This is a genomic window from Rhizobium sp. C4 (genome assembly GCF_021026315.1).
Taxonomy (GTDB): Bacteria; Pseudomonadota; Alphaproteobacteria; order Rhizobiales; family Rhizobiaceae; genus Ensifer_A.
Window position 1 is genome coordinate 141,043 of record NZ_JAJNCX010000008.1, and the last position, 16,315, is coordinate 157,357.

At 63.8% G+C, this 16,315-nt stretch carries 14 protein-coding genes; 4 read left to right on the forward strand and 10 right to left on the reverse strand.

What is annotated here, in order from left to right:
• The first annotated feature begins 2 nt into the window (after positions 1 to 2).
• The 3 genes from LQK84_RS15355 to LQK84_RS15365 are packed head-to-tail and all read left to right on the forward strand — an operon-like array spanning position 3 to position 3,797.
• Complete coding sequence (locus LQK84_RS15355; RefSeq protein ID WP_230829606.1) at positions 3 to 500, forward strand: (2Fe-2S)-binding protein; 498 nt, start codon at positions 3 to 5, stop codon at positions 498 to 500.
• Positions 497 to 1,552 carry an FAD binding domain-containing protein gene (locus tag LQK84_RS15360; protein ID WP_230829607.1) on the forward strand — a complete coding sequence of 352 codons (1,056 nt, stop codon included), beginning with the start codon at positions 497 to 499 and terminating at the stop codon, positions 1,550 to 1,552. The genes LQK84_RS15355 and LQK84_RS15360 overlap by 4 nt, the downstream gene beginning before the upstream one ends.
• Positions 1,545 to 3,797 carry a xanthine dehydrogenase family protein molybdopterin-binding subunit gene (locus tag LQK84_RS15365; protein ID WP_230829608.1) on the forward strand — a complete coding sequence of 751 codons (2,253 nt, stop codon included), beginning with the start codon at positions 1,545 to 1,547 and terminating at the stop codon, positions 3,795 to 3,797. The genes LQK84_RS15360 and LQK84_RS15365 overlap by 8 nt, the downstream gene beginning before the upstream one ends.
• A gap of 10 nt (positions 3,798 to 3,807) precedes the next feature.
• Here the strand turns inward: LQK84_RS15365 and LQK84_RS15370 are convergent, their stop codons facing one another.
• The 4 genes from LQK84_RS15370 to LQK84_RS15385 form a co-directional block, all read right to left on the reverse strand.
• A complete protein-coding gene (locus LQK84_RS15370) occupies positions 3,808 to 4,323 on the reverse strand; it encodes a ferritin-like domain-containing protein (RefSeq protein ID WP_269072116.1) in 516 nt (171 codons plus the stop codon).
• Positions 4,324 to 4,471: 148 nt separating this feature from the next.
• Positions 4,472 to 7,630, reverse strand: coding sequence for an efflux RND transporter permease subunit (locus LQK84_RS15375; RefSeq protein ID WP_230829609.1), 3,159 nt, complete (start codon positions 7,628 to 7,630; stop codon positions 4,472 to 4,474).
• A gap of 12 nt (positions 7,631 to 7,642) precedes the next feature.
• Positions 7,643 to 8,839, reverse strand: coding sequence for an efflux RND transporter periplasmic adaptor subunit (locus tag LQK84_RS15380; RefSeq protein ID WP_230829610.1), 1,197 nt, complete (start codon positions 8,837 to 8,839; stop codon positions 7,643 to 7,645).
• Positions 8,840 to 8,884: 45 nt separating this feature from the next.
• Entirely contained in the window at positions 8,885 to 9,439 is a 555-nt protein-coding gene (locus LQK84_RS15385; RefSeq protein ID WP_230829611.1) for a TetR/AcrR family transcriptional regulator, read from the reverse strand.
• Positions 9,440 to 9,867: 428 nt separating this feature from the next.
• Here LQK84_RS15385 and LQK84_RS15390 point away from each other — a divergent pair, with 428 nt between their 5' ends.
• Positions 9,868 to 10,416 (forward strand): cysteine hydrolase family protein, encoded by a 549-nt coding sequence (locus LQK84_RS15390; RefSeq protein WP_230829612.1) that lies wholly within the window; start codon positions 9,868 to 9,870, stop codon positions 10,414 to 10,416.
• Between the two features lie 49 nt (positions 10,417 to 10,465).
• Here the strand turns inward: LQK84_RS15390 and ggt are convergent, their stop codons facing one another.
• From ggt to LQK84_RS15420, 6 genes are all read right to left on the reverse strand, one after another.
• On the reverse strand, positions 10,466 to 12,061 hold the full coding sequence (gene ggt / locus LQK84_RS15395; protein ID WP_230829613.1) for a gamma-glutamyltransferase: 1,596 nt from the start codon (positions 12,059 to 12,061) through the stop codon (positions 10,466 to 10,468).
• Between the two features lie 37 nt (positions 12,062 to 12,098).
• Positions 12,099 to 12,788: an ABC transporter permease gene (locus LQK84_RS15400; RefSeq protein ID WP_230829614.1), complete on the reverse strand. Its 690-nt coding sequence runs from the start codon at positions 12,786 to 12,788 to the stop codon at positions 12,099 to 12,101.
• A complete protein-coding gene (locus LQK84_RS15405; RefSeq protein WP_442966968.1) occupies positions 12,785 to 13,447 on the reverse strand; it encodes an ABC transporter permease in 663 nt (220 codons plus the stop codon). The genes LQK84_RS15400 and LQK84_RS15405 overlap by 4 nt, the downstream gene beginning before the upstream one ends.
• 161 nt (positions 13,448 to 13,608) lie before the next feature.
• On the reverse strand, positions 13,609 to 14,460 hold the full coding sequence (locus LQK84_RS15410; protein WP_269072119.1) for a lysine/arginine/ornithine ABC transporter substrate-binding protein: 852 nt from the start codon (positions 14,458 to 14,460) through the stop codon (positions 13,609 to 13,611).
• 90 nt (positions 14,461 to 14,550) lie between these two features.
• Entirely contained in the window at positions 14,551 to 15,225 is a 675-nt protein-coding gene (locus LQK84_RS15415; protein ID WP_230829679.1) for a GntR family transcriptional regulator, read from the reverse strand.
• Positions 15,226 to 15,385: 160 nt separating this feature from the next.
• Complete coding sequence (locus tag LQK84_RS15420; protein WP_230829617.1) at positions 15,386 to 16,306, reverse strand: homocysteine S-methyltransferase family protein; 921 nt, start codon at positions 16,304 to 16,306, stop codon at positions 15,386 to 15,388.
• Positions 16,307 to 16,315: the final 9 nt, after the last annotated feature.

Consider the following 16,315-nt stretch of genomic DNA (forward strand, 5'->3'; position numbering starts at 1 on the left):
GCATGTCCTACTCCATAAGCCTGACTGTCAACGGCGCCCAGCGCCGGGTCCAGCTTGACGATCCGCGCGTGACGCTGCTCGACCTGCTGCGCGAACGTCTCGACCTCACCGGCACCAAGAAGGGCTGCGACCGCGGCCAGTGCGGCGCCTGCACCGTGCTTGTCGACGGACGGCGCATCAATTCCTGTCTCGCGCTTGCCGTCACGCTCGACGGCGCCGACATCAGCACGATCGAGGGCCTCGCCGATGGCGACACGCTGCATCCCGTGCAGGCGGCCTTCATCGAGCATGACGGTTTCCAGTGTGGCTATTGCACGCCCGGCCAGATCATGAGTGCGGTCGGCCTCATTTCCGAGGGCCACGCGGGCGACGATCCCGAGCGGGTGCGTGAAGGCATGAGCGGCAATCTCTGTCGCTGCGCCGCCTATCACGGCATCACCGAGGCCGTTGTCGACGCCACGCGCCGCATGGCCGAGACAACCGAGAGGAAATCGGCATGAAGCGCTTCGACTATATTCGACCCGTCTCGGTGGACGACGCCGTGGCCGCCTTCCGTCCGGGTGCGGCCTATCTCGGCGGGGGAACCAACCTGCTAGATCTTATGAAGATCGGGGTGATCCAGCCCGACACGCTGATCGATCTCGGCCGGATTGCGGAACTCGGGCCCATCGAGATGCTGCCCGGCGGCGGCGCGCGGGTCGGTGCGCTGGTCAGGAACAGCGATCTGGCCTACGACCGCGCTTTTGCCGCCGCCTTCCCGATGGTCGCCGAGGCGATCCTTGCCGGTGCGTCCGGCCAGCTGCGCAATGCCGCCACCGTTGGCGGCAACCTGATGCAGAAGACCCGCTGCGCCTATTTCCAGGATCCACATTCGGCCTGCAATCGCCGCGAGCCCGGGTCGGGCTGTGCCGCACGCGGTGGCGACAATGCCAATCTCGCCGTGCTCGGCTGGAGCGACGCCTGCATTGCCACGAACCCGTCCGACATGTGCGTGCCGCTGGCCGCCCTTGGCGCGGTTGTCGAGGTGCAGGGACCGGCGGGCAAACGCGATATCCCGATCGCCGATTTCCATCAGCTGCCGGGCGATCAGCCTGAGACCGAAACCGCGCTGCAGCCCGGCGAGCTGGTCATCGCCATCCGCCTGCCGACGGAGGCTGCCGACTTTGCCAGGAACGCGCGCTATCTGAAGGTGCGCGAGCGCACCTCGTTTGCCTTCGCCCTCGTCTCCGTTGCTGCCGCGCTGAAGCTTGACGGACAGAAGATCATCGCCGCCCGGATTGCGCTGGGCGCGGTCGCCGCCAAGCCCTGGCGGGTGACGGCGGCGGAAGACCTGCTTGTCGGACAGGCGCCGACGGAGGAGGCTTTCGCCCGTGCCGCCGATGCCCTGCTCGAAGGCGCGCGTGCCTCCGGCGACAACGGCTACAAGATCGAGTTGGCACGTCGCGCGGTCATTCGCGCGCTGCAGATGAGCGCTGCCGGTACGCCGAAGCGCATGCCGGCGCTTCCAGCCTCCCCGTTTGGCGATGTCGCCGAGGAGCATTCCCATGTCTGATCCTGTCACCATGCCCATCCGCTTCGGCTCGAATTCGGGCCAGTCTGTCACCCGCCGCGACGGGGTCGCCAAGGTCACGGGGCGCGCGACCTATGCCGCGGACAACCATCCCGATGGCATGCTCTACGCCGTCTTTGCTCCGGCCACGATCGCGCGGGGGCGGGTCACCCATCTCGATACCGCAGCGGCCAAGGCGCATCCCGGCGTTGTCGAAGTCTTCACGCCGCAGAACCGCCCGCCGGTCGTCGGCGATCCGGACAAGAAGCCTTTCATGTTCGCGATCCCGCTGGAGCTGCTGCAGGACGATACGGTGCGCTATGCGATGCAGCCGATTGCCCTTGTCATCGGCGAAACGCTGGAAGCAGCAACGGAAGGTGCGCGGCTTCTCAACCCGCAATATGCGGCCGAGACGCCCCGCACGGGCATGGATGCGGAGGCTGCGAAGCCTGCGCCCAGCGGTCCCTTTGGGCGCCCGGCGGAGGTCGTGCACGGCGATACCGCGGCGGGGCTGGCAAAGGCCGTCGAGACGCTTGACGTGACCTATGACACGCCGGCGCAGTATCACAATGCGATGGAGCCGCATGCCATCGTCGCCAAATGGGATGGCGACCGGCTGGAGATCGACACGCCGAACCAGGCGATCGTTCTGTCGCGCGCCTTCTATGCCTATTATCTGGGGATTCCGGCCGACCATATCCTCATCCGCAGCCCCTATCTCGGCGGCGGGTTCGGCTCCAAGGCGGTGCCCTACAGCCCGCTGGTGCTGACGATCGCGGCTGCCCGGGTGCTCGATCGGCCCCTCAAGCTCGTGCTCAGCCGCAGCCAGATGTTCGGACCGGTCGGCCATCGCGGCGCGACGCGGCAGCGGCTGCGCATCGGCATTGACGATCAGGCGCAGATGACGGCGCTGGATCATGTGGCGACGGCCATTGTCGACAGTTTCGACAGCAGCTTCCCGGAGCCGGCGGCCGGCGCTTCGCAAGGTCTTTATGCCGCTTCGGCGCTGCGCTCCGCGCTGATGGTCGTTCACAACGACATCGGCGTTCCGGGTGCCATGCGCGCGCCGGGCGAAGCCTCCGGGTCGGCGGCACTGGAATGCGCGATCGATGAAATGGCGGAAAAGGCCGGCATTGATCCGCTTGAGTTCCGCCTGAAGAACTATGCCGATATCGAGCCGGGAACGGGCAAGCCCTATTCGTCGAAGGCTCTGCGGGAGTGCTACGCCAAGGGCGCCCAGCGTTTCGGCTGGGCCGGCCGGCCGCTCGCGCCGCGCCAGATGGTGGACGAAAACGGCTTCCTCACAGGTTGGGGCATGGGCACGGCGCTCTTCGGCGCGCCGATGTTTGCGGCACAGGCCCGCGCGGTTCTGAGGCCCGATGGAACGGGTCTGGTGGAAACGGCCGCCGCCGATATGGGGCAGGGGGCCTGGACGGCGCTTGCCCAGATCGCCGCAGACAGCCTCGGCCTGCCGCTCGACAAGGTCGAGTTCCGCTCTGGTTCGTCGGACCTGCCAGATGGCGGCGTTGCCGGTGGCTCGGGCCACACGGCGACGGCCGGCGGTGCTCTCCATGCGGCCGGCACGGATGCGATCCGCAGGCTCGGCGAACTGGCAGCCGCCGATCCGGCGTCACCGCTTTTCGGAACCGGCAACCAGGGCTTCATACCCCGGGACGGCCGGCTTTATGCGGCGCGCGACGAAAGCCGCAGCGAGGCCTATGCCGATATCATCGCCCGCGCCGGCGGCGAGGCAATCGAAGGCAAGGGAAGTGCGTCGCGACCGCCGGAAGATGCCGGACGCTATGCGATGTATTCGCATGGCGCGGTGTTCGCCGAGGTGAAGATCGATCCGGTTCTCTTCCAGATGCGGGTGACCCGTCTCGTCGGCGCCTTTGCCGCCGGGCGGATCATCAATCCCAAGCTCGCCGAAAGCCAGCTCATGGGCGGCATGATCTGGGGCATTTCCTTTGCCCTGCATGAGGAGGCCCGTTTCGACAAGCGGACCGGCCGCATCATGAACAGCGATCTCGCCGGCTATCACATTCCGGTCAATGCCGATGTGCGCGGCCTGGAGGTGATGACGGTTCACGAGGACGATCCTCATGTGAACCCGCTCGGGATCAAGGGCGTCGGTGAGATCGGCGTCACCGGCACGGTCGGCGCCATCGGCAACGCGATCTGGCATGCCACGGGTCGCCGCATCCGGCATTTCCCGATCCGCATCGAGGACCTGCTCGCGCAGGATTGATCCCGGTTGCTTACGCTTTCGCCGTCAGGTTCGCCTGACGGCGGGCGACGAATTTCAACGTTAGCTTTTCCATGTTTTCATCCAGCCAGCGCGCCATGGCGGTTTCTTCGTCAAGGCTGGTGCGCAAGGCTTCGACGGCCGTCGAGAAGCCGCCGCGGGCGCCGATTGCAATCAGCGACCGATAGACCGCGATCTCGTAATTCTCAAAGGCGAAGTTGGCGAAGCTTTTCTTCAGGATCTCGTCGCCACCCATGGCGTGACCGAGTGCCGCAAGGCTGCCGGTGATCGACAGCGCCGCATCCTTCAGGGTCGAGTTGCCTTCCCCCAGATTTTCGAGAATGGTGGCGAGCCTTGCAAGCTGGCCCTCGGTTTCGCGGATATGGATCTCAAGGCGCTGGGCGACGTCCGGATAGCTCTCCATCCGGGATACCTGCGGCCGCATGATCGACAGCGCCTGGTTTTCCATCGCGTGGGCGTTCTTGAGCCCGGTCACGAAGATGTCACGGATGTCTGAATTCTGAGCCAAGGTATCGTCCTCCCGTTTGTACTGCGCAGATATAACCCGGCTTGCGGGCATCTGTTCCAGCAGGGAGAAAAAGGGTGCCCCACCCCTCGGCAAAGGAAGAGGGGTGGGGCTGGCCGACCGGCTTTGGGGGGCTCCGGTCGGTTTCTGCTTACGGCGCGTCGGCGGGAGGCGCAGACGGTGCCGAATGCTGGTGGCCAGGCACGATCTCCAGATCGGGCCGCTTCGTGCGGAACAGGCCGAGGATGAAGACGAAGAAGGTCGGTACGAAGACGACGGCGAGAAGCGTCGCCGAGATCATGCCGCCGAGAACCGTGATCCCCAGCGCGTTCTGGCTGGCGGCACTGGCCCCGCTGGCGATGGCCAGCGGCACGACGCCAAGCGTGAAGGCGAGCGAAGTCATGACGATCGGGCGGAAGCGGAGGCGTGCCGCTTCGATGGCCGAGTCCAGCAGCGACTTGCCCTGGGCATAATTGTCCTTGGCAAATTCGATGATCAGGATGGCGTTCTTGGCGGAAAGCCCGATGATCGCGATGAGGCCGACCTTGAAGTAGATGTCGTTGGGCATATGCACGCCCATGACGGCAAGCACGGAGCCGATCAGGCCAAGCGGCACGACGAGCATCACGGCGAGCGGGATCGACCAGCTTTCGTACAAGCCTGCCAGAAGCAGGAAGACGAAGAGAAGGCTGATGCCGAAGAGGAACGGCGCCTGCGAGCCGGACTTGATTTCTTCCAGCGTCTGGCCGGTCCATTCAAAGCCGATACCGGCCGGCATGGTATGGGCGATCCTCTCCATTTCGGCAATCGCCACACCGGAGGACAGGCCGGTTGCCGGTTCGCCGGCAATGCGGACGGTCGGGTAACCGTTATAGCCGACGATCTGCGGCGAGCCCTTCTGCCATTGCGCAATGGCAAAGGAGGAGAGCGGCACCATGCCACCGCTGGCATTGCGCACGTTCAGCTTCAAGAGGTCCTCGACCTGGAGACGGCTGTTGTCGCGGGCCTGCACGATGACGCGCTGCATGCGTCCGGCATTCGGGAAGTCGTTGATATAGGACGAACCGAGGTTTGCCGTGATCGTGTTGTTGATGTCGGCGAAGCTGATGCCATAGGTGTTGGCCTTCTCGCGGTCGATGACCAGCACGACCTGTGCTGCATCGGGAAGACCTTCCACGCGCATCCCCTTCAGCAGCTTGCTTGCACCTGCCTTCTGCATCAGGTCGGCGGCGGCGGCCGAAAGGGCAGCCTGGCCGAGGCCGTTGCGGTCCTGCAGGCGGAAGGAGAAGCCGCCGGTTGCGCCGAAGCCCGGAATGGGCGGCGGCGAGAGCGCGAAGCTGGTCGCGTCCTTCAGCCCGAAGAGCTGCATGTTGGCACGGTTGGCGATATCCTGAGCCGAGTTGTTCGGGCCGCGCTCGCTCCAGTCCTTCAGCGTCACGAACATGAGCGCTGCGTTGGGGCCGGTGCCCGAGAAGCTGAAGCCCTGGATGACGACGACATCCTTCACGGCGGACTCGGCCTTGAAGATCTTTTCGATCTGCTCGACGGTTGCCTTGGTGCGGTTGGCGCTGGCTTCCGGCGGGCCCTGGACGTCGACGATCAGGTTGCCCTGGTCTTCAGCCGGTACGAAGCCCGACGGAAGATTGACATAGAGATAGCCAAGTCCTGCGACCAGTGCGAGATAGATGACCATCATCCGGCCGGCGCGGCGCGTCAGGCCGTGCGCGGTCTTCGAATAGCCCCGGGTGATGCGGTCGAAGCCACGATTGAACCAGCCGGCAAGGCCGGTCTTTTCGTGATGGCCCTTGGCGATGGGCTTCAGGAAGGTGGCGCAGAGCGCCGGCGTCAGCGACAGCGCCAGGAAGGCCGAGAACAGGATCGACACGACCATGGTCAGCGAGAACTGGCGGTAGATGATGCCGGTCGAGCCGGGGAAGAAGGCCATGGGCACGAAGACGCAGGTCAGAACCAGCGTGATGCCGAGAATGGCACCGGTGATCTGCGACATCGCCTTGCGGGTCGCCTCCTTGGGTGAAAGCCCTTCATGCGCCATGATGCGCTCGACATTTTCCACCACCACGATGGCGTCGTCGACGAGGATGCCGATGGCCAGAACCATGGCGAACATGGTCAGCACGTTGATCGAGAAACCGGTCGCATACATGATCGAGACCGTTCCCAGCAGCGCCACCGGCACGACGATCGTCGGGATCAGCGTGTAGCGGAAATTCTGCAGGAAGATGAGCATGACCACGAAGACGAGAAGCACGGCTTCAAGCAGCGTGTGGAACACCTTCTCGATCGATGCCTTGACGAAGGGGCTCGTGTCGTAGGGCGTTGAATAGGTGACGCCCTTGGGGAAATATTGCGACAGTTCCTGCAGCTTCGCCTTCACGGCCGAGGAGGTCGCGACGGCATTGCCGGTCGATGCCAACTGGATGCCGACGGCGGCACTGGGCTGGCCATTGAGGCGGCTGGAGAAGTTGTAGGTTTCGGCACCGAGTTCGATGCGTGCGACGTCCTTCAGGCGCACGGTGCTGCCATCGGGATTGGCGCGCAGGATAATGTCGCCAAAGGCCTTCGGATCGGAAAGCTGACCGGCAACGATGATCGAGGCAGTCAGGTCCTGTGTCACCGGGTTGGGGGCAGCGCCGATGGAGCCGGCAGCGACCTGGGCGTTCTGAGCGCGGATCGCGGCATTGATGTCGTTGGCCGTCAGGTTGAGGCCGACCATCTTGTCCGGATCGATCCAGATGCGCAGTGCCCGCTGGGAAGCAAAGAGCTGCGCGCGGCCGACGCCCGGGATACGGCGGATTTCGCCAAGCACGTTGCGGCTGATGTAGTCGCCAAGGGCCACTTCATCCATGCTGCCGTCGGTCGAGGTCAGCGCGACCATCATGAGGAAGCCGGAGGAGGCCTCTTCGACATTGATGCCCTGCGAAGTAACGGCAGCGGGAAGGCGGGGCTCCACGCGGCGGATGGCGTTCTGAACGTCCACGGAGGCCTGCTGGATATTGGTGCCGGCCTTGAACGTGGTGTTGATGGTGATCATGCCGGCCGTGTCGGAGGTCGACTCGAAATACATGATCCCCTGAACGCCGTTCAGTTCCTCTTCGATCAGGCGCGTCACGCCCTGATAGATTTCCTGTGGCGATGCGCCGGGATAGGTCGTGTAGATGGTGAGCTGCGGCGGCGCCACCGTCGGATACTGCGCGATCGGCAGGAAGGGCAGGGCGATGAGGCCCGCAATCGAGATGAACAGCGCGAAAACCCAGGCAAGGATCGGCCGGCTGATGAAAAACTGTGCCATGATCGTGCTGTCCTACTTCGCCGGAGCCGCGGGAGCCTTGTCGCCGCCTGCCTGCGGTTGTGCGTCAGGCGACCAGGGCTGCGGCACGACCTTCGTGTCGGGACGGACCTTCTGGACGCCATCGACGATGAGCTTGTCACCTTCCTTGAGACCGGATTCGACCACCCAGTCCTGACCCAGCGACTGGCCGAGCGTCAGGCTGCGCAGCCGCGCGGTGCCATCGGCTTCGACGATATAGGCCTGGGCCTTGCCGTCGGGGGTTCTGAGGATCGAACGCTGCGGTACGGTGATCGCGCCCTGGCGCACGGCCTGTTCGATGCGGATGCGGACATACATGCCCGGCAACAGCTCGCTGCGCGGATTGCCGAACTCGGCACGCAGGGTCACCTGGCCGGTCGTCGGATCGACGCTGGCGCTGGAGAAGAGCAGCTTGCCCTTTTCGCGATAGGTGTCGCCGCCGTCAAAGACGAGGTTGACGCTGGCCTGGCCGGGCTGCGGGCTTTCGAGCTTGCCTTCGCTGACGGCGCGGCGGAGCGCATTGAGATCCTGTGCCGACTGCGTGAAGTCGACATAGACCGGATCGATCTGCTGGATGAGCGCGAGGCTCGACGGACCGTCACCGGTTACGAGAGCGCCTTCGGTCACGAGGGCGCCGCCGATGATGCCGGAGATCGGCGCACGGACTTCGGTATAGTCTAGATTGATCTTGGCTTCGTCGAGCGCCGCCTGCGCCAGCGCGACGTCGGCTTCGGCCTGGGCGAGTGCCACGGAGGCATTGTCGAAATCGATGCCGCTGGCGACATTGCGTTCGCGGAGCGTCTTCTGCCGTTCGAACTGGACCTTGGCATTGTCGCGCGTGGCTTCTGCGCGGCGTAGCGAGGCTTCGGCACTGGCTACGCGGACGCGGAACAGGCGCGGGTCGATGCGGTAGAGCACGTCGCCCTGCTTGACCAGCGTTCCCTGCTGGAACACGCGCTCCTGCAGGATGCCGGAAACGCGGGCGCGCACTTCCGATGTCCGCGTTGCGGCCACACGGCCGGGCAGTTCGCTGATGACGGGAACGGAATGTGTCTTCAGCTCGAGCACGCCGACAGCCGGCGGCGGCATTTCCATGGCGCCTTGCGCAAAGGCCCCCGAGGCTGAGAGTGCGAGTACGGAGGCAGCAAAAACGCACGCCCTCAGGCGCCGCAGGTTCTGACCGTGGTACATGACGGTATTCCTTCAATGTGCGGATGGGCCCTCAAGGCCTCGATGCTATGTCTCGGGGTAGGTGGCGTACATGTTCCGGATGCTTTCCAGGATCCGGGCCTGCTCTTCGGGCTTCCAGCGATGGAATCCGAGGAACGAGTTGCATTGGAAGCCCGTGAGGGCGAGCAAGGCGAGCAGAGCCGCCTCCGGTTTCGGACCGGTGGACATGGCCTTGATATCCATGGCTGTCCACTCGCGTAGCTGATGGTGAAGCTCTTCTTCGTGCGATACTGACGCGCCAATGGCCATGGCAACGGCGCGATCGACGTCATCGATTTCGCGTTCCGCAGCCTTGAGCCGGCCGAAGAGTTCCGGATGAGGCGTGTCCTTTGCGCCAGCGATGGCCTGTTCCTGCCGCGCCTGTTCGGCACTCACACGTCGATCGATCAGGGCGCACAGAAGGGCGCTTTTTGATTTGTGGTCATAGACGACGGTCGATTTGCTGACGCCCGCCTCCTGCGCCACGGCGTCGATCGAAAGCCCGGCAGCGCCGAGTTTCATCACGACCCGCTCAGCGGCATCGAGAATGTCGTCCTTCTTGATCTTACGGATTCGGCCCACGGCGCTCTCCAAACGTTATGCTGGGTATTTACGAACGGTCGTGTTTTTTTGCAAGATAAAAAAACGATCGTTCGGCAAAAAAATGGAGTTTGGCAAACGGGGGCTATTCCGGCGATTTTCCGACCCTGTGTCGGTACAAAATTCAGCCCTTCGCGACCGCAGGCGTCTGCGCCCATCCAGCGTACTCGGCGAAAAGGCCTTCTCGGAAATCCCTGCGCGGACGCGAAAACCCACGAACCCCGTTGACGATCGGCAAGATTCGATCATAATCGAATACGATTTGATCAAATTATGGAAGAGGTTCGGCTTTTCCGAAATGGGTGATTGCGCCTTGTGCCGCGAGGCCGCCATGCCCTGATTTTTCGTCTCTTCGCATGACGCAACGTCCGCGAATATCTGCCCCCACCGCCTTTGAAGGAGTGTCCAGCATGTCCGAAAACGCCCTGATCCTCATCGACTTCCAGAACGATTACTTCGAAGGCGGGGCATTTCCGCTGGTCGAGACCGACATTGCCGCGGCCAGGGCGGCAAAGCTCGTTGATAGGTTCCGCAAGGCTGGCCGGCCGGTCATCCATGTCCGCCATCATTCGACGGAGAGCGACGCGACCTTCTTCGTTCCAGGAACCGAGGGAGCTGAAATCAACGGGCTGGTTGCACCGGCAGCCGGCGAGCCGGTGGTCACCAAGTCCAACATCAATGCCTTTCTCGACACCGATCTGAAGGCGCTGCTTGACACGCGGGGTATCGGCCATGTGACCGTGGTCGGCGCGATGAGCCACATGTGCGTCGACGCATTCGTCAGGGCGGCGTCGGACTTCGGCTATGGGGTGACGGTCGCGCATGACGCGGTTGCGACGCGCGATCTCGATTTCGGCGGTCGCACGGTGCCGGCAGCCGAGGTGCATGCGGCATTCATGTCGGCGCTCGCCTTTGCCTATGCGGAGGTCGCCTCGACCGAGGACCTGCTGCAACGCTAAGCAATCGCACCGCCGCCGGGTTTTCCCGCGGCGGTGCGAACCATCGAGTTTAGAGACCGAGCGCGATCCCGTCCTTGCGGGATTCCGATCCGCCGGTGAGCGTGCCGTTTTCCCAGTCGATGCGGATCACCTGGGCGCCGCCGATCGGGTCTTCGGTCGGCACGATCTCGAAGCCGCGGGCCTTGAGCTCGGCAATGGTCGCCGCCGGCACAGTATGTTCCACCTCGATCTTCGGCTGCAGGCCGCTTGCCGGCACCAGACGCGGCAGGTCGATCGCGTCCTGCATGTCCATGCCATAGTCGATCACCTTCGAAATCAGATGCGCATGGCCCATGGCCTGATAATAGCCGCCCATGACACCGAAGGACATCTCCGTGCGACCATCACGCGTCACCATGCCGGGAATGATCGTGTGCAGCGGCCGTTTTTCCGGCGCGATCATATTGGGATGGCCGCGCGTCAGCGAGAAGCTCTGGCCGCGATTGTGCAGGATGACGCCCGACTTCGGCGCGACGATGCCGGTGCCGAAACTGTCGAAGATCGAGTTGATGAAGCTGACCGAATTGCGCTCGGAATCGACGACGGAAATATAGACCGTGTCGCGATGGCGCGGCAGTTCGAAGGGCGGCAGATCGGCAATGGCCTGTTTGAGATCGATCATGCCGGCAAGCCGTTTTGCGAGATCATCCGACAGCATTTCCTCGACCGGCACATCGGCTTTGGCGGGGTCGGCGAGCCATGAATCGCGCGCGGCGTAGGCCAAGCGCGTCGCCTCAAGCTCGATATGGATGCGATCGACCGTATCTGGCGCGCCCTGAGCCTCGAAATGCGAGAGGATGTTGAGGATCATCAGGGCGATGATGCCCTGGCCGTTCGGCGGGCATTCGTGGATCGTATAGCCGCGGAAATCCGTGGTCACAGGCTTCACATAGTCGCCCTTGGCGGCGGCAAAGTCTTCCAGCGTATGCAGTCCGCCGAGTTCGCGCAGGCGCGTCACCATGTCTTCGGCCACCGGTCCGCGATAGAAGCCGTCTCGGCCTTCGGCGACGATGCGGCGGAAGGTTGCGGCGAGTTCCGGCTGGCGATGCATTTCGCCGATGCGCGGCGCGCGGCCTTTGGGCAGGAAGATGCGGGCGGCGGCTTCATCGGCAGCCAGCAGCGGCTCCTCCTTTGCCCAGTCACGATGAACGCGCGGCGAGATGGCATAGCCGTTCTCGGCAAAGGCGATTGCCGGCGCGAGAACATCGGCCAGCGGCAGGCGGCCGTGATCGGCATGAAGCTGCGTCCAGGCGTCGATGGCACCGGGGATGGTGACGGCCGACGGCGACTGGCGCGGGACTTCGGTGAGGCCGCGTTCCTCGAACCAGTCGACGGTGAGTGCGGCCGGTGTGCGGCCCGAGCCGTTATAGGCGATGACATCGGCCCCACCCTTCGGGGCATAAAGCGCGAAACAGTCGCCGCCAATGCCGGTCGAGCCGGGTTCGACGACGCATTGCACGGCGCAGGCGGCAATGGCGGCATCCATGGCGTTGCCGCCGGCCTGCAGGATGTTGATCGCGACAAGCGTTGCGGAAGGGTGCGAGGTGGCGGCCATCGCCTGAGCGGACACGGCGACCGACCGCGTCGGCGTCTCGAAATTGCGCATTGCGTTGTGAACTCCCTGGTATGCAGTCATGCGGACCTCAGCGCTGGCGGTAAGGCGTCAGCCTTGCCTCGAGCAGCGTCAGCCCCCGTACGATGAGGAAATTGAGGATGAGATAGATGGCGCCGGCGGCGATGAAGACTTCGATGGCACGATAGGTCTGCGAAATCAGCTCCTGCGCGATGCCGGTCACTTCCGTCAGCGTGATGATGGAGGCGAGCGACGTGCCCTTCACCATCAGGATGATCTCGTTGCTATAGGCCGGCAGCGCCTGGCGCAGCGCCAGCGGCAGGACGACCAGCCGCATGGTGCGGAAACGGTTGAGGCCGAGCGCCAAAGCCGCTTCGGAGAGGCCGCGCGGCACGTTGCGGATCGCGCCGCGCAGGATTTCGCTGCCATAGGCGCCTGTGTTGAGCGTCAGCGCGATGATGGCGCACCAGTAGGGTTCGCGGAACAACCACCAGAGGCCGACCGATTGCAGCGCCGGGCGGAACTGGCCGAGGCCGTAGTAGATCAGGAAGATCTGCACCAGAAGCGGCGTGCCACGGAAGATGGCGACGAAGATGCGGATCGGCAGGACGGCATAGGTCCGTTCGCCCTGCTGCGCGAGCGCCAGCACAAGGGCCAGTCCGAAACCCAGCAGAACCGATGTGCCGGCGAGCTCCAGCGTCAGCGGCAGGCCGGCGAGAAGCTTGGGGATGATTTCGAGGAAGAAGCCGGGATCGATCATCGGTGTGCGATCCCCCGCGAGGCATTGGCTTCTGCACGGTTGAAGACGAGGTCGGTGAGGCCGGCAATGGCGAAATAGAGTGCTGCGGCGGCGCAATAGAAGAGGAACGGCTCGCGCGTCGAGCCGGCGCCGATCTGAGCCTGGCGCATCAGCTCGACAAGGCCGATGACCGAAATCAGCGCAGAATCCTTCAGCACGAGCTGCCAGACATTGCCGAGACCGGGAATGGCGTGGCGCAGCAATTGCGGCACGATGACGAGGCGGAGCGTCTGGAGGCGGGTGAGCGCGAGCGCCTTGGCGGCATCAAACTGGCCCTTGTCGATGGCAAGATAGGCGCCGCGATAGACTTCCGACTGATAGGCCCCGGAAATGAAGCCGATCGTCAGGATACCGGTCGCCAAGGTCGGCAGGCCGACAAAGCCCTGCGAACCGAAGAGGCGCGCGATCGAGGTCAGTGCGATACTGCCGCCGTAGTAGAAAAGATAGATGCTGAGCAGGTCCGGCACGCCGCGAAACACCGTGCCGTAGACTGAGGCAAGCCCGCGCGGCACCTTTGACGAGTAGAGCCGTCCGGCCGCTGCCAGTCCGCCGAAAACGGCGCCCAGGAAAAAGCCGAGGACGGAGAGGAGGAGCGTGACGCCGGCCGCTTCGAGAAGCATGGCGCCCCAACCTCCGGTCCCGAACCCGAGCAGATGGAGTTTGTCAAACATAAGGTTTCAAGACCTGTCAGACGGCGCGACACGACGGGCGCGAACGTGGCTGTTCTGGAAAAGGGGAAAAGGGACCGGGCCTTGCCCGATCCCCTCCGGTCCGCCTTGGGTTACTTTACCGGCGTAACGTCGGTATGCACCCACTTTTCGGAGATGCGCTTGATCGTGCCGTCGGCGATTGCTGCGTCGATGGCCTTGTTGAACATGTCCTTCAGCGCCTTGTCTTCCTTGCGCAGACCCGCACCCGTGCCGAGGCCGAAAACGCCGCCGACGAAGCCGGGGCCGGCGATCGTGTAGTCGGCAAATTCCGGCTTGGCGAGCGTGGCGGCGAGCGCCGTCTGCTGGGCGAAGAGTGCGTCGACGCGGCCGGCAGCGAGGTCGAGGTCATGCTGTTCGGTGGTCTTGTATTCACGGATTTCGACCGTGTCGGCGAAATACTTCTTCAGGAAGTCGAGATTGGTTGTGCCGGACTGCACGCCGACAACCTTGCCCTTGAGCAGCGGCTTCAGCTTTTCAATGGCAGCCTTGGAGGCGGCTTCGTCTTCCAGCTTGAACTTTTCCTTCGAGATGCCGAGCTTGCCGAGGTCGCTGTTCTTGGCGACGGCGAAGCCCGAGGGGTCGACGGCGTAGGGCTGGGTGAAGTCGATCGTTTCCAGGCGCTTCGGCGTGATGAACATGCTGGCCATGATCACGTCGAACTTGCCGACGGTCAGCGAGGGGATGAGGCCGTCCCAGTTCTGGGCGACGATCGTGCACTTGATCTTCATGCGGGCGCAGAGATCGTTGGCGAGCTCGATTTCAAGCCCGTCGAGCTTGCCTTCGGCATTGGTGAAGTTCCAGGGCGCATAGGCACCCTCGGTCGCGATCTTGATTTCCTTCGGTGCATCTGCAGCGCCTGCAAGCGGCGCCGACAGGAGTGTCATGAAGGTAGCCGCGACTGCGGCCAAACGACGAAATGTCATGGCTGGTCCCCTTTTGTTATGCCGCGTCTGCGGCTGTTCCCCGTCCTTGCCGGTGTTTCCCGGCTTCGGACAATAATGACCGATCGGCGTTCAGCGCCGACCGGGACTTGCGAAATCGGCCAGCAGCGATGCCGTGCCGAGAACATGATCTTCCATGACGCGCTCGGCCTCGACCGGATCGCCCGATTTCAGCGCGTCGATAAGGTTCTGGTGCTCCTCGCGCGCCGAAAGCGGCTTCTGGACGTCATCGAACCAGATGCGCATGTAGGGCTCGATCGCCACATGCAGCGCGGCGATCTGGCGGATGAGCTTGGGCCGCCCGCTGAGGCTGTAGATATAGGCGTGGAATTCCTGGTGACGCAGCACCCAGTCATTGCTGCCGGCTTCTCCGGCGCGCTCCATGCGCACGAAAAGCCGGTCCAGCTCCTCGAAATGCTCCGCCGTCAGCCGGGGCGTCACGAGGCGGACGGCGAGACCTTCCAGCACGGAGCGGATCTCGAAGGCCTCGTTCATTTCCTCAAGCGTCAGACCCGCCACCACGCAACCGCGATTGGGCCTGAGCGTCACGAGACCATCGGCGGCGAGCCGGCGAAAGGCCTCGCGCACAGGCATGCGGCTCATGCCGATCTCGGCAGCAATATCTTCCGGGATCAGCCGCTGGCCCGCCTTGTAGCGTCCAAGCCGCAGCGCCTTGTGGAGATAGAGATACGCTTCCTCCTCGGCCGTGGAGGCGGCATGCGATGGGGAGGAAAGATTGGCGATCATCTGGCTCACTGGATTTTTGTATCCACTTATCCAAACATCCACAAAGACCGCCGTCAAGAGCCCTTCTCCGGATTTTCAGATCCGGAGAAGGGGAAATGTGGATGAGGTGAGAAAGCCGGGCCGGATGTCGGGTTTTCAACATCCGGCAAATGCAGCCTGTTCAGGCCGCTTTCGCGCTGGAAAGTGTCTGCTTCAGGCGATGGATATGGGCCGCGCCGATGCCGCAGCAGCCGCCGACCATGGAGGCCCCGGCATCGACCCAGGTGCAGGCAAAGCGCGAATAGGCGTCGTCGTTGAGGTCCTCGCGGGTGGCGTGCAGGCCTTCATTGGCCGCCGATTCGCCCTGTTCGCCTTCAAACGCATTGGCATAGACGCCGATCTGAAGGTCGGAGTTTGCGGCCTTGATCACGCGGTTGGCGGTGTCCACCGCCTCGCGCATGATTTCCGGCTTGCTGCAATTGAAGAGCAGGGCTTGAGCGCCCGATTGCACCGCCCATTGGGCCGCTGCCTCGACCGTCTCGCCGGAGCGCAGTTTCGGCACTTCGGGATGGTCGCGCCTGGCGTCATCATCAAGCGTGAAGGAGATCCAGAACGGCTTGCCCGTGACGGCGACCGCCTGACGAACGGCTGCGCCCTCGGCGATCAGGCTCAGGGTTTCGCCGAGCCAGACATCGATATGGGGCGCAAGATTGTCGACCAGCACCTTGAGATAGGTCTGCACCCGCGACGGATCGAAATTCTGCGGTTCATAGGAACCGAAGATCGGCGGCAGCGAGCCGGCAACGCGGATCTTGCGGTCCTTGCAGGCATCAGCTGCAGCGCGGGCGAGCTGACCGGACAGCGCGATCAGCCGCGCGCCGTCCTTCTCGAACCGCTCTTCGCCGATATGGAAGGGCACGAGCGCATAGCTGTTGGTGGTGACGACATCGGCACCCGCTTCGATGAATTCCTCATGCACCTGCTGCACGATCTCGGGCGAGTTGATCAGCGCCAGTGCCGACCATTCCGGCTGCTTCAGTTCGGCACCGAGGCGCAGGAGTTCGCGGCTCATGCCGCCGTCGAGAATGGTGAGTTTGGTCATTGGGTCAGA